Source organism: Vibrio sp. Isolate24, from assembly GCF_022398215.1.
Classification (GTDB): domain Bacteria; phylum Pseudomonadota; class Gammaproteobacteria; order Enterobacterales; family Vibrionaceae; genus Vibrio; species Vibrio coralliilyticus_A.
In genome coordinates, this window is the sequence record NZ_JAKEUU010000003.1 from 643,330 (window position 1) to 663,486 (window position 20,157).

General features: G+C 44.5%; 17 protein-coding genes. 12 read left to right on the plus strand and 5 right to left on the minus strand.

The window, feature by feature from the left end:
• The 5 genes from L1D23_RS15680 (at position 1) to L1D23_RS15700 (ending at position 6,124) form a co-directional block, all read left to right on the plus strand.
• Positions 1-3,063: an HsdR family type I site-specific deoxyribonuclease gene (locus L1D23_RS15680; protein ID WP_239867951.1), complete on the plus strand. Its 3,063-nt coding sequence runs from the start codon at positions 1-3 to the stop codon at positions 3,061-3,063.
• A 2-nt stretch (positions 3,064-3,065) separates the two neighbouring features.
• Positions 3,066-3,650, plus strand: coding sequence for a DarT ssDNA thymidine ADP-ribosyltransferase family protein (locus L1D23_RS15685; protein WP_239867954.1), 585 nt, complete (start codon positions 3,066-3,068; stop codon positions 3,648-3,650).
• On the plus strand, positions 3,651-4,301 hold the full coding sequence (locus L1D23_RS15690; protein WP_239867956.1) for a DUF4433 domain-containing protein: 651 nt from the start codon (positions 3,651-3,653) through the stop codon (positions 4,299-4,301).
• Complete coding sequence (locus L1D23_RS15695; protein WP_275667317.1) at positions 4,298-5,359, plus strand: macro domain-containing protein; 1,062 nt, start codon at positions 4,298-4,300, stop codon at positions 5,357-5,359. The genes L1D23_RS15690 and L1D23_RS15695 overlap by 4 nt, the downstream gene beginning before the upstream one ends.
• Before the next feature lie 441 nt (positions 5,360-5,800).
• Positions 5,801-6,124, plus strand: coding sequence for a hypothetical protein (locus tag L1D23_RS15700; protein ID WP_239867980.1), 324 nt, complete (start codon positions 5,801-5,803; stop codon positions 6,122-6,124).
• A gap of 283 nt (positions 6,125-6,407) precedes the next feature.
• Here the strand turns inward: L1D23_RS15700 and L1D23_RS15705 are convergent, their stop codons facing one another.
• Entirely contained in the window at positions 6,408-6,869 is a 462-nt protein-coding gene (locus L1D23_RS15705; protein ID WP_239867983.1) for a VOC family protein, read from the minus strand.
• 395 nt (positions 6,870-7,264) lie between these two features.
• Here L1D23_RS15705 and L1D23_RS15710 point away from each other — a divergent pair, with 395 nt between their 5' ends.
• Together L1D23_RS15710 and L1D23_RS15715 are read left to right on the plus strand one after the other, a co-directional pair.
• The gene (locus L1D23_RS15710) at positions 7,265-8,356 is read left to right on the plus strand and encodes an alkene reductase (protein ID WP_239867986.1); all 1,092 of its coding nucleotides are present in this window, start codon (positions 7,265-7,267) and stop codon (positions 8,354-8,356) included.
• Positions 8,357-8,405: 49 nt separating this feature from the next.
• A complete protein-coding gene (locus L1D23_RS15715) occupies positions 8,406-8,939 on the plus strand; it encodes a YbhB/YbcL family Raf kinase inhibitor-like protein (RefSeq protein ID WP_239867989.1) in 534 nt (177 codons plus the stop codon).
• 259 nt (positions 8,940-9,198) lie between these two features.
• On the opposite strand, the gene L1D23_RS15720 is transcribed toward L1D23_RS15715, so the two are convergent.
• Complete coding sequence (locus L1D23_RS15720; RefSeq protein WP_239867992.1) at positions 9,199-9,597, minus strand: DUF296 domain-containing protein; 399 nt, start codon at positions 9,595-9,597, stop codon at positions 9,199-9,201.
• 95 nt (positions 9,598-9,692) lie between these two features.
• Positions 9,693-10,877, minus strand: a complete 1,185-nt coding sequence (manA, locus tag L1D23_RS15725; protein ID WP_239867995.1) for a mannose-6-phosphate isomerase, class I — start codon at positions 10,875-10,877, stop codon at positions 9,693-9,695.
• Positions 10,878-11,027: 150 nt separating this feature from the next.
• Between manA and L1D23_RS15730 the strand changes: the two genes are divergently transcribed.
• Positions 11,028-11,945 (plus strand): ROK family protein, encoded by a 918-nt coding sequence (locus tag L1D23_RS15730; RefSeq protein WP_239867998.1) that lies wholly within the window; start codon positions 11,028-11,030, stop codon positions 11,943-11,945.
• Position 11,946: 1 nt separating this feature from the next.
• Here L1D23_RS15730 and L1D23_RS15735 read toward each other — a convergent pair whose 3' ends face one another.
• Both L1D23_RS15735 and L1D23_RS15740 read right to left on the minus strand, forming a co-directional pair.
• Entirely contained in the window at positions 11,947-12,252 is a 306-nt protein-coding gene (locus tag L1D23_RS15735; RefSeq protein ID WP_239868000.1) for a DUF1496 domain-containing protein, read from the minus strand.
• A gap of 97 nt (positions 12,253-12,349) precedes the next feature.
• Positions 12,350-13,243, minus strand: a complete 894-nt coding sequence (locus L1D23_RS15740) for a 1-aminocyclopropane-1-carboxylate deaminase/D-cysteine desulfhydrase (RefSeq protein ID WP_239868003.1) — start codon at positions 13,241-13,243, stop codon at positions 12,350-12,352.
• Positions 13,244-13,713: 470 nt separating this feature from the next.
• Between L1D23_RS15740 and L1D23_RS15745 the strand changes: the two genes are divergently transcribed.
• From L1D23_RS15745 to L1D23_RS15760, 4 genes are all read left to right on the plus strand, one after another.
• Complete coding sequence (locus L1D23_RS15745; protein ID WP_239868006.1) at positions 13,714-14,340, plus strand: TetR/AcrR family transcriptional regulator; 627 nt, start codon at positions 13,714-13,716, stop codon at positions 14,338-14,340.
• 65 nt (positions 14,341-14,405) lie between these two features.
• Positions 14,406-16,691 carry an acyl-CoA dehydrogenase gene (locus L1D23_RS15750; RefSeq protein WP_239868009.1) on the plus strand — a complete coding sequence of 762 codons (2,286 nt, stop codon included), beginning with the start codon at positions 14,406-14,408 and terminating at the stop codon, positions 16,689-16,691.
• Between the two features lie 178 nt (positions 16,692-16,869).
• Positions 16,870-18,072, plus strand: coding sequence for an enoyl-ACP reductase FabV (fabV, locus tag L1D23_RS15755; protein ID WP_239868012.1), 1,203 nt, complete (start codon positions 16,870-16,872; stop codon positions 18,070-18,072).
• Positions 18,073-18,591: 519 nt separating this feature from the next.
• The gene (locus tag L1D23_RS15760) at positions 18,592-20,103 is read left to right on the plus strand and encodes a hypothetical protein (RefSeq protein ID WP_239868015.1); all 1,512 of its coding nucleotides are present in this window, start codon (positions 18,592-18,594) and stop codon (positions 20,101-20,103) included.
• Positions 20,104-20,157 lie beyond the last annotated feature (54 nt).

Here is a 20,157-nt window from a genome sequence, read left to right on the forward strand (position 1 = left end):
ATGTTTAACGAACAAACCGTCACAGAAAATGGAATAATTGACCGTTTAAAAGGATTAAACGGAGTAAAGTGGAATTACTGCCATGGTGAGAGTTTGCCTAAGCAAACTCACGATATCTTCGTCGATACCTGGCTTAAAGACGCGCTTTGTTCGTTAAACCCTGATATTGGCAACAATCCTGATTATGCTGATGAGGTGATCTACAAACTTCGTGGCTTGATGTTGGAAGCCAAACACACGGGCTTGGTGAAAGCCAACGAGAATTTTCATGAATGGTTAATGGCAGAAAAAAGCCTACCGTTTGGTGAGAGCGGCGACCACATCACTATCAAGCTGATTGACTTTGATACCCCTGAAAACAACCATTTTGTTGTATCTCAACAGGTTCATTTCATTGCCGCGACAGAGGTGTTTTTCGATATCGTTCTGTATGTGAACGGTATCCCGTTGGTGGTGGGGGAAGTAAAATCGCTCACTCGTCCAAGTGTTACCTGGCAAGATGGTGCCGCCGATTTCATGGGGGGAGAAAAGCACTATTGGAAAAATGTTGAGCCTTTCTTTGTACCAAATCTTTTGTGCTTTGCTTCTGAAGGTCGCACCTTTGCCTATGGTGCAATCAACGCGCGAGTGAAAGACTGGGGGCCATGGCATAAGACCGATCAGCGAGATGAAATTCCTGCAAGTTTAGCTACCGTGCTTGATAGCTGTGAAGGCTTATTGAACCCAGAAACCTTGCTGCAAATGCTAGAGTCTTTTGCTCTGTTCTCGACAGTGAAAACAGGTAAAGACACGCCTCCTAAACGCATTAAAATTCTACCGCGTTACCCGCAATTTGAAGCCGCAAAACAAATTGTTGAGCGCGTAAAAAAAGGTTATCCGAAAAAAGGTCTTATTTGGCACTTCCAAGGTTCAGGTAAGTCCTTGCTTATGCTCTATGCTGCTCGAATGCTCCGTGCTGATAACAAATTGAAAAATCCAACCGTGTTGATTGTGGTAGACCGTCGAGATCTCGATAGCCAAATTAATGAAACCTTCGGTGGAGCAGATGTAAAAAACCTCATCAAAGTACAAAGCTGTAAAAAGCTTGGTGAGCATATAGAACAAGATAGTCGCGGTATTTTGATCACCACAGTCTTTAAGTTTAAAGACGTCGAAATTGATGAGAGCAATGAAAACGGCCTAAACAGTCGTGACAACATTATTGTGCTGGTGGATGAAGCGCACCGTACTCAAGAAGGTTCGCTCGGCGACAAAATGCGCTGGGCGCTGCCTCACGCTCACTTCTATGGTTTAACAGGTACGCCGATTTCTGGTATCGACCGCAATACCTTCAAACTCTTTGGTGCCGAAGAGGATGAAGGGCGTTATATGAACCGTTACAGCTATAAGCAGTCCATTCGAGATAAAGCGACCAATGCGGTCAAGTTCGAGCCTCGTTTGGCTGAGCTCCGTGTAGATCGTGCCGCTATCGATGAAGCTTTTGAACAAATGGTCAAAGACAACGACCTGGACGATGATGAGAAAATGGCATTGTCTAAACGTGCTGGCCGCTTAGCGATTATGTTGAAGGCGCCAAAGCGCATGGCGGCAGTAAGCGAAGATATTGCCAATCACTTTGTAAGTCACGTAAAGGCGAAGCAGATGAAAGGCATGGTTGTGGTCTATGACCGAGATGCTTGCGTTCAAATGTATTACTTACTCGGTAAGAAGCTTGGCTTTGATGCGGTTGAAGTGGTCATGAACGTCGACCAAGCACCGATCAAAGATGACGATGAAAGTAAAAAGGGTAAGGTCAACAAAGATTGGCGTAAGTGGAAACAAGAGCTTGAGCTTCCTATCATCGAGTCAGACTTTGAACGCTGGCAAGAGATTGATGGCAACGACCAAAAGCAGAAGAGTTTGATCGAGGATTACAAAGATTCTAAACAACCACTTCAATTGCTGATTGTGACCGCAAAACTGTTAACAGGCTTTGATGCGCCTATTTGTTACTGCATGTACTTAGATAAGCCATTACGTGACCATACCTTGTTGCAGGCTATGTGTCGTACTAACCGTTTGTACGAGACAGACAATGTCAGTAAGCAAATGGGCCTCATCATTGATTACCTTGGTGTGTTTGAAAATCTACGTACCGCACTCGCGTATGATCCTGAAGAGATCGACGGCGTGGTGGAAGGCATTGAGGCCTTTAAAGAGCTACTGCCAGCTCAGCTAGATAAGTGCTTAAGCTTCTTCCCTAACGTCGACAGATCCATGGACGGCTTTGAAGGTATTATGGCAGCGCAAGCTTGCTTACCGACTAACGAAAAACGCGATGAATTTGCAGCCTCTTTCGGTGTATTAGCTAAGTTATGGTCTGCGATTAACCCGGATGCGTTCTTAACGCCTTATCGAGCTGATTATAAGTGGTTGGTTCAAATCTATGAATCAGTTCGCCCTGTAGGGCAGACTGGCTCTCTCGTGTGGGCTGCGTTAGGTCCAGAAACTATCAAGATGATTCACGAGCATACCGATATTAATCGCATTCGTGATGATATTGATGAGTTGGTTATGGATGAGCACGCTATCTTCACATTGACTGAGAAAGAACAAGAGAAGCGCGCAAGCCAGCTTGAAATTGATCTAATGGGTCGCTTACGTGGTAGCGGTAATCCGAAGTTTATCGCTCTCGGTGAGCGCTTAGAAAAACTACGTCAGGATTATGAAGCAGGTGTAATCAAAGCTATCGACTGGCTGAAAGGGTTACTTGATACGGCGAAAGATACAGTGCAAGCAGAGCGTGAAACGGGGGACTCACCAGTAACCCAAGAAGATAACAAACAAGCACTAACAAAACTGTTCTTAGAAACTCGTCCAGAAAGCACTCCAAAGCTTATTGGTGATGTTGTCGAGCAGATAGATAAGATTGTAAAAGCCAAACGCTTTAAAGGCTGGCAGAGCTCAAACAGTGGACCAAGAGAGATTCAAAAGGCACTGCTACTGACACTTGCTCAGTTTGGTTTAGGAAAAGACAAAGAGCTGTTCGCTAAGGCGTATGGTTACATTGAAGAGCATTACTGATCATGCAAAGGACGAACATCAGAGACCAAGCACTTTTATATCATATTACTGATCTAGATAATCTAGAGTCGATTTTGGCTAGTGGATTGCAACCAAGGAGCTTGTTAACCGAGTTCTCTGATGTTGCCGACCCAGAAATACTGCAAGGTCGTGAAGCCTTTAAGCTAGAACAAAAAGTACCGTTTCATTTTTTTGCTAACAACCCTTTTGATCGATGTATTCAAAGATCTTCTCCCGAAAAAGAGTTTATATTTTTAACGGTCCGACGGACGTTGGCGCAAGGCCGGAACTGGTCGGTGATTCCGAGACATCCTTTGGCTACTGGTGAATTTACAGTGCTCGATTACACTCCAGGGGTAGAGAATATTGACTGGGATAAAATGAATGAAAGAGATTATGATGATCAGGAGTCAAAGTTGACGTGTATGGCAGAATGCTTGGCTCCTTCCACTGTTGAATCAGACTTATTATTTAGTATTTTTGTTCGGACTGATCCTGTTAAAATTCGCGTGTTGGAGTTATGTCGAGAACATAGTGTGACTCCATATGTTAATGTCCGACCGCAAATGTTTGTAAATGGAGATTAAGTGAGTTACCAAGAAAGCTTAAATCCTGAGAAGGCGCTGATTTGGCGAATAGTCCACCGTGATAATATAGAGTGGATTTTAAAAAATGGTCTTTATGCTGGCAATAGCTCAGTGTGCTCAGATAATTGGGTGAACATTGGTAATCCTGAACTGATTTCCAAGCGGTCGACACATCCGGTGCCGATTGGGCCGGGCGGGACATTACATGATTACGTCCCTTTTTACTTTACACCTTTCTCTCCAATGCTTAAGAATATCCAAAGTGGCTGGGGTGGAGTAAAAAAGCGAGATAACAGTGAGATTGTAATTCTTGTATCTAGTTTAAGAAGCATAGATAAGCAGGGTATACCGTTTGTTTTTACAGATAGCCATGCATATTACATGTGGTCGAGCTTTTATGATGACCTGTCGGATTTAGACAAAATAGATTGGGAAATAATCCAGAAAAGAGATTTTAAACGAGATGCGGATGATCCTGCTAAGTTTGAACGTTATCAGGCAGAGGCTCTAATCCACAACCATGTTCCAGTTGAAGCTCTTGTTGGAATGGCGTGCTTTTCAGATGATGTTAAGCAATACTTAGAGCAATTAATTCAGAAGTCTGGGCATAGCTTACAAGTTGTAACACGGCCGGGGTGGTATTTTTCATGATTCATTATACAACAGGCAACCTTTTAGACGCGGACGTCGACGCATTGGTGAATACAGTAAACACGGTTGGTGTAATGGGTAAAGGTATTGCTTTGATGTTTAAAGAACGTTTTCCTTTAAACATGAGCCTCTACGCCAAAGCATGCAAGGTCAACCAAGTTCAAACTGGGAAGGTTTTTGTTACAGATACGGGTGAGTTAGTTGGCCCTAAGTGGATTGTCAATTTCCCAACGAAGAAGCACTGGCGCTCTCCATCTAAAATGGAGTGGGTTGTCGATGGGCTTGAAGACTTACGAAACTGGATTGTAGAAAATGAAGTGAAGTCTATTGCAATACCACCTTTAGGGGCTGGTAATGGAGGACTTCGCTGGGATGATGTTAAGTCAAAAATAGAAGAAGCTCTGAGCTCTTTGTGTGATGTTGATGTTTATGTATATGAACCAACAAAGAAATATCAGAATGTGACCAAGAAAAAAGGCGTTGAAGCCCTGACACCTGCTCGAGCCATGATTGCTGAGCTTATACGTCGTTACTGGATTCTAGGTATGGAGTGTAGTCTCTTAGAGATACAAAAGTTAGCCTGGTTACTTTCTAGAGAGCTGGAAAGAGAAGGTAAACCAGATCTATTGAAGCTCCGCTTTAAACCTCATAACTACGGACCTTATGCCAACAATCTAATGCACCTATTGAACGCTCTTGATGGTAGTTATTTAGGTTCTGATAAGAGAATCCCAGACAGTGATCCTCTTGATGTTATTCATTTTAATGATGATAAAAAAGAACAGCTATCTGCTTACTTGAAATCAGAAGCAAAAGAATACTTACCAGCTTTAGAAAAAACTGCAAAACTTATTGATGGGTTTGAGTCACCTTATGGGATGGAACTTCTGACGACAGTTGACTGGCTTATGTCTAAACAAGAATGTGATAGCACAGTTGAATCAGTTAAGCGAGGTATCGAACACTGGGAAGCTGGAAGTAAATGGGCTAACCGGAAGCTAGCGCTGTTCCATGATGCTCAATTAGAAATGGCTATTGAACGATTGAATCAGCATTGAACAATTTGAGTGTTGCATTTATTGATGGGAGAGTAATTGGTTAATGGTTTGCTTCAGGTAATACCTAAGGTAATACCTGTTTGCACGCTCGGAATTAATGGCTTTTAAAGTCAATTGCTTAACGGTTAAAGTCTGCCGTCTCACTCCCGCCGCATTCTTGAAGAAAGACGTCCTAGGACGTCTTTTTTTGTGCCTCAACTCCATAAAATAAGCCGCAGCTTGAAGCTGATCTCGCGAGCAAACTTAGCAATTAAAGTGAAATTCCTTCAGGCAATTTTTCTCTGACTTTGCTTTAAAGTCATGCACTTAGTATGCTTCCTTACCCATGTTTATGACCTAAAGGAAGTTCGTTAGTGTTGAACCAAATAGACAAGCCCTCAATGAGGCCGTCAGATCAAGTCATAACGCAATCTATCGGCCTAGCTCAAAAGGAGCATCAATGTGATTGAAACAATGGTGTTTGTTGTTCTAGGTTTTTTTTACTTCTTTGTCGAGGGTAGTGAGACATCCTTAAAGGAAGCGCTTATTGCTATGGCATTGTATGGGATCTACCTGATTGTCTATCTGCTGATAGAGCCATTTCCCGCTATGACGTCTAAGTATATGGGGCAACTTTACGGTTTGTTACCAGCGCTATCTTTTGGTGCCATATTGTTTCCGCATTTCAATCAGCATTCTCCTGAAATTGTCACCAAAGCTATTGGCTGGGTCGGATTGACGACAGCGTTTATTATTCTTTGTTATTTTAAGTGGTTAGTGTGGTGAGGACTGAATTACTGATAGGTGACTAATTAAATTATGAATACCTTAAGTCAGTAATGCATGATTGGCTTTCTAATATGACCAACACGGACACACATCACCATAAGTGATTGCGGCATATATAACTCACGAGCTAATACAGGTCGAGATGCCGAATTCGCTCTTACCTTCTGACCGTGTCATGAGCCGACTGATAAAACGATACAGTAAGAGCAAAATGGGTGTGGAATAAAACTCATCAGCGGCTAGATATCCCCTAAAGTCCAGAGCCCCCCCACACACATTGTTAAGTGAGTTCGACCACGGGTAATGGGGCGCCTACTATCTTGTTGTCGGGTGAAAAAGGGAAAATAATTTCAATCGTGATACCGTTTGGATCGTCGAGAAAGATCTGATGCTCATTGATTTGCGGGATCACGCGTTCACGAAAAGGAATCTTCAGTTGCGTCAAGTGCTGCTGAGTTGATGCGAGGTGGTGCCCTTTGAATGAGATATGGTCTATGGCCCCTGAGCCTGATTGGCCTTCTTTGCCTCCTAAATAATCCACCAGAGCTTTGGGAGTATGCCCAGCAGGGAGAGACACTAGATGTAAAATAGGGTGTCCATCATCGTTGTACATCCAAGCACCTGGAAAAGCAAATTGAGGGCGAGGGCCGCGCTGCAGCCCAAGAGACTGTTCAAAGAACTGTATGGTTATATCTAGGTTAGAGGTTCTGATGGTAAAGTGATCGATGGCCTTTATACGCATATGATTGCCTTGTGCCTGAAGGGAAACGTACGATTCACAATACGTGATCGGTGACGGCAAAGAGAAGGGCAGCCAACCTAAAAACACTTTTTATCCAAACCGAATAGTCGATAACTTATCCTGCGACACACTAGTCATAGTTCTGTCGTACCCTGATATCTTGTCCACTATCACATCGGTTACAATGCCATGCTCTCCGCTTCTTGATCTTTAGTTGAGGCGGCTCACCCATTCAGCCCCTCATTCGTCATTATTTGGCTGAGCCGAATAGTCAATTCAAATTTCCCCTAATTATCAAACTAGCTCTGATCAATATACTGACTCCATGATTATCAGGTCGACTGGAGTTCGTTAGCAATCATCCCAGTGACCGCGTCTTAACTGAGGAACCGATGATGAGCAAACTATTTGAACCGACGCAACTAAAGCAACTGGATCTGCAAAACCGTGTTGTAATGGCACCCATGACCCGAGCGCGCACCAGCCAGCCGGGTAATATACCTAACCCAATGATGGCAACTTATTACCAGCAACGCGCGACCGCGGGCTTAATTATCTCTGAAGCAACACAGATTTCTGACGATTCGCAAGGTTATTCTTTCACTCCGGGCGTATACACCGACGAACAAGTCGCGGGTTGGAAAACCGTGACTCAAGCCGCCAAACAACAAGGTGCTGTCATGTTTTGTCAGCTCTGGCATGTCGGTCGCGTATCGCACCCAAGTTTTCAAAACGGCGAGCAACCTATCGCGCCATCAGCTCTGAAGCCAGTAGATACTCAAGTGTGGATCGCCGACGAAAATGGCGATGGCAATATGGTGGATTGTGTCGAGCCAAGAGCCATGTCTCAGGCAGATATTGACCGAGTGGTGAGCGATTTTGCTTATGCGGCAAAGCGTGCGATTGAAGCGGGTTTCGATGGCGTTGAAATTCACGGCGGTAACGGTTACTTGATTGATCAGTTCCTGCGCACAAACTCCAACCATAGAGCCGATCAATACGGCGGAACTCAGGCAAACCGTATTCGCTTTTTATTAGAGGTGGTCGATGCCGTTAGTGATGCCATCGGTGCTGATAAAGTCGGAGTGAGACTGGCGCCTTTCATCACCTTTAAGGACATGAACTGCCCGGAGATTGTACCGACGATTTTAAAAGCTTCTAAGCAACTTCAAGCTCGTGATATTGCTTACTTACATCTGTCGGAAGCTGACTGGGATGACGCGCCAGTGATTCCCGAAAGTTTCAGAGCTGAGCTGCGTGACTACTTCACCAATACCATTATTGTCGCGGGCAGCTACACCCAACAACGTGCGGAGATCGTACTCGAAAAAGGGTATGCAGATTTAGTCGCGTTTGGGCGTCCGTTTGTTTCTAACCCAGATTTGGTGGCACGCCTAAAGCATCAACAGCCTCTGCAGGAGCTGGATGGTGCGACACTGTTTGGTGGTGATGAACGCGGGTATACCGATTACCCTACGTATGGCTAAAGGCACTGGGCTCAAGCTGCTACTTTTCAAAAAACAGGAAAGGACAACAATGAAAAAGATAGCTAAATCTTTACTGGCAGTAGGTATCCTAACGACGGGCTCTGTTCAGGCGTTTGAACTTATGAGCGAAGACGTTATTGAAGGCCATCCGATGCAGAAAACCTTTGAGTATCAGGGCTGGGGTTGTGATGGTGACAATTTGTCTCCTCAGCTGACATGGAAGGGAGCACCTGCTGGGACCAAGAGCTATGCAATCTCAGTGTATGATCCCGATGCACCGACAGGCAGTGGCTTCTGGCATTGGTTGGCATTTAACATTCCGGCTTCTGTTAATGCATTACCCCGCGGAGCAGACATTAACAAATTAGGTGGCACAGAATCTCGAATCGACTTTGGTACGACCGGCTATGGAGGTGCGTGCCCGCCCGTTGGAGATGGTATGCATCGCTATCGGTTTACTGTTTGGGCGCTTCCTACTGCCACCTTAGATCTTAATGCACAAACGCCCGCTGCAGTAGTCGGGTTTACCTTAAATAGTGTGGCTTTAGGTAAAGCGACATTGACAGCGACCTATACGCGCTAGAGAGTACAAAGCTCAGATCGTGTTTCAATTACTGCTTACTCAGATACAAGCATTACCCGTGCCGATTAGTTAAGCCCGAAATGGACGGTTGAACGAGCCTACGAGGATGTCAGAATCCAAGTGTATTCGTGCACTTGGATTTTTATGTTGTTAAGACGAGGTCTAAACAGCGCTCTGGTCTGTCAGGCTTATGCCTACTTAAGGTGATAGGCGGGTGTTTTAAAGAGGCTGGAGTGATTACCATCCATTACTTCTTATCTCAACAAACTCCAATCACCAACTCGGTATACCCCGTTGTTTCATCCTGTTCTCTGGAAAAATTCAGGTTAGGGTACTTGTGAAGGATCAGTTCTGCTGTGGTGTCTATGATACTGTTTTCGAGAAGATGGCCGCCAATTACCTGACCTGCGCTATTTGCGACCGAAATGTGGATGTGTTGGTGATTTGGGGTCAGTGTCCCCATCACTGAAACAATTTCAAAAGGTTGGGTTAGCGTTATGGATTGTTCGGCGCCTGCGAGGCGAATGCTGATTTGTTGCAAACACCCTACACAGGATGCAATTGTTCCTGCCTGAATACTATGTTGTTTTACCAGAGACTGGATTTGCTTTTTTAGGTCTTGCCCTTTGGTGAGTCGAGTCGCAATAGGCTGAATCATAGAATATTCTCACGCGCTAAAAGTTTGTAAAATAAAAGGAGCAAATTGATTGCTCCTTTACATTGTTTAATTTGTATCACTTCAAGCGTAAAAGCTTAATGCGCTCTTGCGACTGCACCTTGCGAGCTGACGGTGATCGTTTGGGTTGATAGAGGGACGAAAGCGGACTGCCCTTTACTTAGAACTAAGGTATCGTCACCAGCTTGCAGTGTTACATCGTTATCGATGGCGAAGATGATCTCTGCTCGGCTCAACACCAATGTATGATTTTCTGGCTGTTGGAGCACAGAGAATTTAAAGTCGTCGACAGGAACTGGAAAGCTTAGCTCGCAACCGTCTGTAATTGGTTGAGTCAAGATTTTGTTGTTATCCAGTGCTTCGAATTTACAACTATTGACCAGCTCTTCAACATCCATGTATTTAGGGGTTAAGCCTGCACGCAACACGTTATCAGAGTTAGCCATGATTTCTAGACCTGTGCCTTTGATGTAGGCATGAGGAGTACCTGCATCTAAAAACATGGCTTCACCCGGCTGGAGCTCTAGTACATTCAACATCAACGGAGCAAGTAAGCCCACATCGTTCGGATATTGTTTGTTGAGTGCTAAAACCAGTGTTGCCAGTGGATCTTTACTATTTTCCGCCCAACTTAGTAGTGCATCAAGCGATTTCGACTTCTTCTCGCCATCAAGCTCTAGTATCGCTTTAAAGAATTTCTGTAACCCTTGCGGAGAAAGGTCTGAACGAAATGCGTCAATATCGGATTGCAGAACTTGCGCGTTGAGGGCGTCAAATAGCGCGATAATATCGTTAAAATCACGAAAACCATTCATCGCCATATAAGGTGTCAGAGCGTAAACCAATTCCGGTTTATGGTTAGGGTCTTTGTAATTTCGGTTAGATGCCCCGCGGTCAATACCGGCTTTGTCTTCTCTCGCAAATCCTTCTTCAGCTTGTGCTTTGGACGGGTGTACTTGGATGGACAGCGCTTGTGCCGCAGCTAGCACTTTAAACAGGAAAGGCAGCTCGCCGAAGCGTTGATTCGTCTCTGCACCGATGGTTTGGTCTGGGTTTTGCTCGATGTAGTCAGAAAGCAGTACGGTTTTATTATCAATCTGGATCTTTGAGCAGCCGTTTGGGTGGGCGCCCATCCAAATTTCCGCTTGAGGCTGATGGTCAGGGTTGGCGATACCAAACAATGTATTGATCGAATCGTGGCTACCCCAAGGGTAGTTTTGAATAACGTTTTCCAATAGGAAAAATGGAGCAGAGTGAGACATTCTTATACCTTACAAAAAATACCGCTAGCAAATGGCCAAAAAGTTCTCAGGCCTAAACTCGTCTAGTTTACAAACTTGCCAATATCATGAGCAAGATAAAAGAGATAGGAGTGTGACTATGTCATGATGAAGTGAAATTTTAGCAGGACGATGACGAGGAAAACTATGCTGGTAGGGCTGGATATAGGTGGGACAAAAATAGAAGGCGTGGGTTTAGATAAAGAGACCTATGCAACGCTAGTCAAGCATCGTGAGTCAACGGATACCAAAAGCTATCAAGGGTTTCTCCATTCAGTCCTCACTGTGATCAAACAAGTTGAGAAATATGGTGAGGTTGATTCGATTGGCATTGGTTGTTGTGGCTCGGTGGGTAACGATGGGCTGATGCAAGGGGCGAATGTCACGGTGTTAAATGGTCAAGATTTTATTGGGGATTTGCGCAAGTCTATTGATGTTCCTGTTGCGCTCGCCAATGATGCTGATTGCCTTGCGCTGTCCGAGTTTAAAGATGGGGCAGCAAAACAGGCACAGAACTCCTGCGTCGCTATGATTATTGGCACGGGCTGTGGTTCTGGCGTCATCATCAATAATGGCTTAGTGACGGGTTTAAATAAGCTAGGCGGAGAGTTAGGACATAACCCATTGCCTGGATACGATAAGGAAAAAGACGGTCAACCAGTTGAGTGTTACTGCGGTTCGGTTAACTGTACTGAGTCATTTGTTTCTGGTACTGGATTTAGTCGTTCATTTTCAGAGAAGTACTATCCTGCGGATTCGAAAAAAATTATGGCTATGTATGCGCAAGGTAACCAAGATGCACGACAGCATTTTGATCTCTACTGTGACCAACTGGCTCGCGTATGTGCTTCCATTGTCAATTTTATCGACCCTGAAGTAATTGTTCTTGGAGGTGGGATGTCAAATGTTGATGTCGTGTATCCGCTTGTCAATGAAAAACTTAACCAGTATACGTTTAATAAATCAGCCAAAACGCGCATTGTGAAAAACGTTCATGGTGACTCGTCAGGTGTTCGCGGAGCAGCGTTTCTGCATTCGTTTGAACAATAAATCAGTTAATCGAATAGCTTTTTACGCTTGGGTTTTTCTGCTTGGGTTCCGATTGCGTTTGTTCATTGAGAGGAGCCCATTTTAACGCGCCGTTAGTTTCAAAATCATTGGCTTCGGTGCACTTCATGTAGTGTTCTCCGACCTGAAGTATCGCGCCTAATGAGTATCCTTGGTCTTGATAGTAACAAACCCGCTTGGCCGCTTCGCTTCCATCAATGGCTATGACGGCTTTACCGGGCGTCGTAATAACGTTTGCTGAAGCGGATGCTGATGCCAACAACAGCAAAGTGAATAGATTGATGCGCATAAACTCTCCTTAGACGAAATCATAAGTTATAGGCGACCGATCCTTAGTCGCGATTAAGTCGTTACCGAGAAAAATGTGTGATTGTGTTTGTTTCTCTTTAGTCTCCATATTTACGCTGATAACGAGGTAGCATACTTTCGTTCCCCAGTAAGCCTCCTTGATGGACGTAAATGATCGTTTTATCAGGGTTCTCCGCAAACCAAGACTGTAAGCATTGCCACATCATTGGGTCGTAGAGTAAATCAAATTCAACGTCGGTTTGCTCCAAAAGTTTACGCCAGATTTCGTAATCCTGGCGATAAAGTTTGCCGAAATGATGTTTATTTTCGAGTTCAAGGATGTGTGGGAAATCGGTTTCGCCGAGCTGTTTAAATTGCTCGATAAGATAATCCTTACCTCCGACACATGGGCAAGTAATGACCTCGATATGATGCATTTTAAGAAATTGATGTAGGTATAAAGCGGTGGTGCCCGTTCCTGAAGGCAAGGCGACGGTAAACGTTTTACCTGTTTCAAAGCGAGTCCAAGACAATATTTCACGGGCAAGTTGTTCAACCCCCAATCGGGCATCGTTGGAGCGACCACCTTCTTCGACGACTAGGCAGGTGGAATCTGGCTGACGGACAGTTTTAATGAATTCAGTTGGGTGAAGGTTGAGTGCATTGACGGGGATGATGCTGGCACCAAGGTCTAGCGCACCACGATAATTACCGATAGGTCTTTCAATTAACCATTGGGGGATATGATCTACGTAAAATTCCAATGACCAGCCCTTGATTGCACACAGTGCTGCTAATGAATAGAGTGAATTGGCTTGTGCACTGCCATAGCTAATCAGCGTTTTTGTATTTGGGTAATCTCCTTCCAACAGTGTCATGAACTTACGCGCTTTGTTACCACTGAAGTGGCTATGCAGCTGTTCATCACGTTTTAGGTAAAAATCAATACCATCGAATTGATGCTGAGTGATTGGCGTGTCGCTAAGTTTCATTTGTCTATCTGTCTGCGCATGAAGGAGGGCTATCTTACTCGAATAACGTTCAAATGTATGAAGGTGGATCAAAAACCGATGCACGTAAGGTTGATGGCATATGGGAAAGGTTATGGCCTAGAAGTATTGTAGAAAATAATAGGATAAAAAAAGCCCAGAGCAATCTGGCTCTGGGCTGATACAAAACATAGGAGTTAATAAGAAAAAGCAGCGTAAATTAGTAGTGTCAGTCAAGAAAACAAGTATTACGGCCTGTAAACTTAAGAAGGCTCTGCTAACTACACCTATTCAGACCCCCTTTATTCAAATCAGTTCCATCAAAAGCAAAAAAATTTAATTTTTTCTTCAGAGGCTTATCTAGCAACTTTGATATCTGGTCGGACCAATGTTCAAAAGTGTGATGTTAAAAACTTGTTGGTTATTTGTTTCGGTTGTATATTTCAAACAGTTGTTTAATACGAGTGATTGAAATGTCGATGAGAAATACGACCAAAGAGAAAATCCTAGATGTTGCGGAAGCTCTGTTTGCAGAACACGGTTTCAATGACACGTCATTGCGTACGATAACCAGCAAAGCGGGTGTCAACCTAGCATCGGTGAACTATCACTTTGGTGATAAGAAGACATTGGTACGTGCCGTATTGAATCGCTATTTGGAGGCGTTTATGCCAGCGGTTCAAGATGCCTTGATCAATCTTAATCTCAACGAAAATTACGCAATGTCCGACGTATTTGAATCATTGCGAGGGCCTTTGCGCGCGCTCAATGATGTCAGACCCAATGGCACGAGTCGTTTCATGTTGTTGATCGGCCGTGGCTATACCGATGTACAAGGTCATTTACGTTGGTTTATTACCACTCGTTATCAGGATACGTTGTCTTTATTTACTGAATCAGTAATGAAGGCGAATCCTAAACTGACTCAGGAAGAGTTGTTCTGGAGATTGCATTTCACCTTGGGGACTTGTGTCTTCACGATGGCATCAAGCCAAGCTCTGATGGAAATTGCTGAGAATGCTTACGGGAAGCAGATGGACGCGAAGTCAATTGTCGATCAGCTTATCCCATACTTGGCGGCTGGTGTTGCAGCTGAGTAATAGACAAATCGAAACATAAAACAAATATAAATTAGACCACCAACTGTGAACAAAAGGATCTGATTATGTGCTCTCTACGTAGAAAATGGGTCAGTGACCCAGCTTTCAAAATGTTTAAAAAAGTACTGCCACCGCTTTCCAGCACAGAGAAGGAAGCGATGGAAGCGGGTAGTGTTTGGTGGGACGGGGAGCTGTTCTCTGGTCGCCCGGACTTCTCTAAGTTACACCAATATCCAACGCCAACCTTGACCGCGGAAGAGCAATCTTTCATTGATAATGAGTTGGAAACTTTGTTGGGAATGCTTGACGACCATAAGATCGTTAAAGAAGACCGCGACTTGCCTCCTGAAGTTTGGGAGTACCTACGTAAAGAGCGTTTCTTCTCTCTTATCATTTCTAAAGAATACGGTGGTCGAGAGTTTTCTGCGTTAGCAAATTCGACAATCGTCACTCGAATCGCAACACGCAGTATTAGTACTGCCGTTTCTGTCATGGTACCGAACTCATTAGGCCCAGGCGAACTTCTTTCACACTACGGAACTCAAGAACAAAAAGACTATTGGTTACCACGTCTTGCCGATGGTACGGATATTCCATGTTTTGCATTAACTGGCCCTGAAGCTGGCTCTGATGCTGGCGGCATTCCTGATGATGGTATCGTGTGCTATGGCGAACACGAAGGCAAAGAGGTGTTGGGTATTCGCCTTAACTGGAACAAGCGTTATATCACGCTGGCGCCAGTCGCCACCGTACTTGGTCTTGCCTTTAAAATGTACGACCCAGATGGCTTGATGGGCGATAAGAAAGAGTTGGGGATTACCTGTGCTCTTATCCCTGCCGATCACAAAGGGGTTGAGATTGGCGAGCGTCATGACCCACTAGGTCTTGCTTTCATGAACGGACCAACGCGTGGTAAAGATGTGTTCATTCCAATGGAATGGCTGATCGGCGGTCAGGATTACGCAGGTAAAGGCTGGCGTATGCTGGTGGAATGTCTGTCTGCAGGGCGTGGTATCTCATTACCAGCACTGGGCACCGCGATTGGTCATCTAACATCACGCACCACGGGTGCTTATGCCTATGTTCGTAAGCAGTTCGGTATGTCGATTGGTAAGTTTGAAGGTGTGGCTGAAGCAATGGGCCGAATTGGTGGCCTTACCTACTTGTTGGAAGCGACACGTACTCTAACGACGACGTCTTTGGATCTCAAAGAAAAGCCGGGCATTGTAACGGCAATTGCTAAATATCATATGACAGAAATGGCGCGCACCATCTTAAATGATTCGATGGATATTCACTCGGGTCGTGCGATTCAGGACGGTCCGATGAACTATTTGGCGACGCACTACTTAGGGATTCCAGTTGCCATTACGGTGGAAGGGGCAAACATTTTGACTCGAAATCTGATGATCTTTGGTCAAGGTGCGACTCGTTGTCATCCATTTGTTCTAAAAGAAATGGAAGCGGCAGCGAACCCAGATGAGAAGCAAGGGGCAAAAGAATTTGATGAGTTACTCTTCAAGCATATTGCCCATGCGACTAAGAATACATTTGGTGCGTTTGCGGCAGCCCTCACTGGTTCACGCTTCATCAAAGCCGATATGAGCGGCCCGACTCAAGGTTATTACAAAGACCTGACTCGTCTAAGCCGTGCTCTGGCCGTAAGTTCTGATATTGCAATGGCGACCTTGGGTGGGGATCTAAAACGTAAAGAAATGATCTCGGCGCGTTTAGGTGATGTTCTAGCATACCTTTACATGGGTTCAGCCGCGCTCAAGAAATACGAAGATGAAGGTCGTCAGCAGCAGGATCTTGATTACGTGCATTATGCGGTTCAACATTGTCTGCATAACGCTGCGAAAGCGCTTCAAGAAGCGTTTACCAACTACCCTCAAAAAGCAGTGGGCCGTTTGTTGAAGGTGCTGATCTTCCCATTGGGTAACCACTTTACCAAGCCAAGTGACAATTTAACTGTGAAATTGGCTGAAAGTTTGATGACACCAGGAGCGCACCGCGATCGCTTAACCCATCTTTGTTATATCGGTAAAGAAGAGGACGACAGCGTTGGTCTGATGGAAAATGCTTTCCTTGCGATGTACGGAGTGAAGAGCCTTGAACGCAAGCTAATGAGAGCAGCCAAAGAGGGCAAAGTTGCCCGCAAAGGCCTACTTAAAGATCGCCTCGCACAAGCGCTTGAAGCCAACGTGCTGACTCAGGACGAAGTCGATCAAATTGTTGCTGCAGATGCATTGCGCTACCAAGCGATTCAGGTCGATGACTTTAGCCACGACTTTAGCGAAGTGAGAACGGGTCAAGCGCCGGTAAAGCCAAAATTGGATAGTGTTGCATAAAGCGCTAATCCATAATCAGTCAAGGCACCTTAGCGGGTGTCTTTCTTTTTTGGGCGAAATCTAAAACTTGTATGAAAGTGCTCCAACCACTTGCATTTTGCCGACATTTTTACAGAAATTAGATGCGAACTGGTGTTGAACCTTTTATCCTAGCGGAGTTTTTTAAAGGAAGTTGAATATGATCATCAAACCTAGAATTCGTGGATTTATCTGTACTACAACGCACCCTGTGGGTTGTGAAGCTAACGTAAAAGAACAAATTGCTTACACAAAAGCACAAGGCCCAATCAAAAACGCGCCTAAGCGTGTTCTTGTTGTTGGTGCTTCAAGTGGCTACGGTCTATCTTCTCGTATCGCTGCGGCATTTGGTGGCGGCGCTTCAACTATCGGTGTGTTCTTTGAAAAAGAAGGCACAGAGAAAAAGCCAGGCACAGCAGGTTTCTACAACTCAGTTGCCTTCGAAAAGCTGGCTCGTGAAGAAGGTCTTTACGCGAAGAGCCTGAATGGCGACGCTTTTTCTAATGAAGCGAAGCAAAAAACAATTGATCTCATCAAAGAAGATCTAGGCCAAATCGATATGGTGGTTTACTCACTGGCTTCTCCAGTACGTAAAATGCCAGAAACGGGCGAAGTGATTCGCTCATCGCTAAAGCCAATCGGTGAGACTTACACATCTACCGCTGTTGACACCAACAAAGATGTCATCATCGAAGCAAGCGTTGAGCCTGCTACTGAAGAAGAAATCAAAGACACTGTCACAGTAATGGGCGGTGAAGATTGGGAACTTTGGATCAACGCGCTTTCTGATGCTGGCGTTCTAGCTGAAGGTTGTAAAACCGTTGCATACAGCTACATAGGTACTGAGCTTACTTGGCCAATCTACTGGGATGGTGCGTTAGGTAAAGCGAAAATGGATCTAGACCGTGCTGCGACTGCTCTAAATGAGAAGCTTTCTGCAACAGGTGGAACCGCAAACGTTGCAGTTTTGAAGTCTGTCGTGACTCAAGCAAGCTCTGCAATCCCAGTAATGCCGCTATATATTGCAATGGTATTCAAAAAAATGCGTGAAGAAGGCGTACACGAAGGTTGTATGGAACAAATCTTCCGTATGTTCAGCCAGCGTCTATACAAGGAAGACGGTTCTGCGCCTGAAGTTGATGACAAGAACCGCCTGCGTCTGGATGATTGGGAACTGCGTGATGACATTCAGCAGCACTGCCGTAACCTATGGCCACGAATCACCTCTGAGAACCTTAAAGAGCTGACAGACTACGTTGAGTATAAAGAAGAGTTCTTGAAGCTATTTGGCTTTGGCGTTGAAGGTGTTGATTATGATGCTGATGTTAACCCTGACTACAAAGCAGACTTTATTACTATCTAATTGAGCATCAAAATTAGAAAGCAAATCCGGAGTCTAGGCTCCGGATTTTTTATACCCGTAATTTCTATAAATTGGCAGTCAATGTGGGTTTCTACTTAGACGGCGAGCTACGAATCATGCCTGTCCCTAAGAAGATGAAATTCGCTAATAGCGGATTCATCAAACCCTAATTTTCCCCTGATTTCTCACTCAACAGCCCAATTACTCACAGTAATAAGCCACTAAGATAAACCTGCATATAACGCTGGTAGGACTGTCTAATGTTGAGGCTTAGCGAATAATTTAAAATCGGTGTTTAGCTAATTGTTTGAAATATATTGCTTTATAGAGTCGATATTTTTAGGTGGTGCGTTTTGATTTTATGGTATTCATTTTCTAAGTGAGAAATCAATGAGCAATAAATATTTAACTGACATCGTTTCACAGCCAGATTTAGCGCAGTACAAAAAAAATTTGGTCTTAAGGCTTTTGAATTCAAAAAGGCCTTTTGTGCATTACCCACCCAGTGCCAGAGGGGATATGAATGCCTACAAATACGTCGCCTTCAAAGACGAAATGTCGCGACCGATTACGGTATTTGAATATTTTGATTCTCCCAAAGAAGGGTCTGAGCAGGAAGAATTTAATCGAAATATCCCGGCAATCAATCAGCACATTAGAGATCTCGGTTTACTCGAAGAGGGGCGGGACTATGTTTGGTTGACCACCAAGGATGTCAATGAAGTCAAAAAGCACGCTGATAAAGTCCATCATTACCAAGAGTATGACAACAATACTTATGATCGCGATATCCGCCGACAAGCGTTGCTATTCTATAAAGACAAAATCAACAATGATCTGAGTGTCAGACAATATCTCGCCTCGAAACACATTGTGCAGGTTAGGAACAAAGAAAAGTGCCTGGCTATATTCAACATTAACCGGCGAGCCAAAAGCGAGGTTTGGGATCCGAGAAATGAAAGACACAGCACTTACATGCAAGCCTTTAAAGACATTGTAAACATCATCAATGAAATCAATGAAGATAAGCATTTACCCATGCATGATATTTGTTTCGTAGGTAGTAAATTAACGCCAGGCGAGGTCACCGATTGGCAGAACTATTGCGCCGCGGTGGGAACCAATTTAATTGATCTGACCGATGTGATGGATGCGCCTCATGGCCTGAATCGCACTCAGCAAAGGTGTGTACATGTTGCGTTAGCGGAGAACTACAAAAGTACCCTCTATTTTGGTCATCAATCTGGCGTTAATGAAGACGCGAACATCCTCCCGAGAACTAATGTGTTCAGCTTAAGTGAATATCTCCACCTTGGGCAAATTGGCATTAGTCGGGTTGAAGCACGATCTCAGTTGGACCCTGAGTATCAAAACGAATTGGGCATGGGCGGGGCGTATAGCGCTTTTGGCAATTTTTATAGTTTGCGTAACTGTGAGTTTCTCACTTCTGACGGTGTGCTAGCGGCAATTCAGCTCAAATTGGATATGCACAAAGACAATCATATTTCTCTTGAAACGGTATGGGATGACGTTTTAGGGCGATATGCTTGGGAGTTGGATGTGCCTTACATCCCAAAGAAGAGGTTGGATAAGTCAGAGCCTTACGTTGTGTTTTGCAATAAGTATTACTATATCGATGACATAGGGATATCCGATGATCAGGCAGTAAAAAGGTTACTCAATCGGATCTTTGTCAGTGCTGGGGTGGATGAGACCAAGTTCTGGGACAAGGTGGAAGATAAGGAAGCCAAAAGGGCCTATATTGAGGCGGCAGAATTATTGGTACGGCGAAAGCTGAAAAACCAAAATCAATTCACTGAACAAACTAAGGTTTGGCTGACTCGCATCCTTGAGCAATTGTTTGAGAGACATGATAGTGAGTCGCCACTTTCAGCGCATAAGAAAAGGCTTGAAGCGCAAAATGCAGGACGAGTCATGTATACACTGGGTGGCAATCAAATTAAACACCGTGCCATTAAAGACACGTCGTGGAGTGATTTCTGGAATCTAGTCGATAATCAATCCGAGTAAGACTAGAAATAGGCCACTGAAAATCGCATCGACTTTGGGACCAATATGTTGCGT

Bases quoted from the DNA above. Each gene is read 5' to 3' on its own strand.
- L1D23_RS15730 (WP_239867998.1), top strand. From the start codon at position 11,028: ATGACGAGGAAAACTATGCTGGTAGGGCTGGATATAGGTGGGACAAAA.
- L1D23_RS15705 (WP_239867983.1), bottom strand. From the start codon at position 6,869: ATGCGTATAAAGGCCATCGATCACTTTACCATCAGAACCTCTAACCTA.
- L1D23_RS15715 (WP_239867989.1), top strand. From the start codon at position 8,406: ATGAAAAAGATAGCTAAATCTTTACTGGCAGTAGGTATCCTAACGACG.
- manA (WP_239867995.1), bottom strand. From the start codon at position 10,877: ATGTCTCACTCTGCTCCATTTTTCCTATTGGAAAACGTTATTCAAAAC.
- fabV (WP_239868012.1), top strand. From the start codon at position 16,870: ATGATCATCAAACCTAGAATTCGTGGATTTATCTGTACTACAACGCAC.
- L1D23_RS15760 (WP_239868015.1), top strand. From the start codon at position 18,592: ATGAATGCCTACAAATACGTCGCCTTCAAAGACGAAATGTCGCGACCG.
- L1D23_RS15735 (WP_239868000.1), bottom strand. From the start codon at position 12,252: ATGCGCATCAATCTATTCACTTTGCTGTTGTTGGCATCAGCATCCGCT.
- L1D23_RS15750 (WP_239868009.1), top strand. From the start codon at position 14,406: ATGTGCTCTCTACGTAGAAAATGGGTCAGTGACCCAGCTTTCAAAATG.
- L1D23_RS15680 (WP_239867951.1), top strand. From the start codon at position 1: ATGTTTAACGAACAAACCGTCACAGAAAATGGAATAATTGACCGTTTA.
- L1D23_RS15740 (WP_239868003.1), bottom strand. From the start codon at position 13,243: ATGAAACTTAGCGACACGCCAATCACTCAGCATCAATTCGATGGTATT.
- L1D23_RS15695 (WP_275667317.1), top strand. From the start codon at position 4,298: ATGATTCATTATACAACAGGCAACCTTTTAGACGCGGACGTCGACGCA.
- L1D23_RS15685 (WP_239867954.1), top strand. From the start codon at position 3,066: ATGCAAAGGACGAACATCAGAGACCAAGCACTTTTATATCATATTACT.
- L1D23_RS15710 (WP_239867986.1), top strand. From the start codon at position 7,265: ATGAGCAAACTATTTGAACCGACGCAACTAAAGCAACTGGATCTGCAA.
- L1D23_RS15745 (WP_239868006.1), top strand. From the start codon at position 13,714: ATGTCGATGAGAAATACGACCAAAGAGAAAATCCTAGATGTTGCGGAA.
- L1D23_RS15720 (WP_239867992.1), bottom strand. From the start codon at position 9,597: ATGATTCAGCCTATTGCGACTCGACTCACCAAAGGGCAAGACCTAAAA.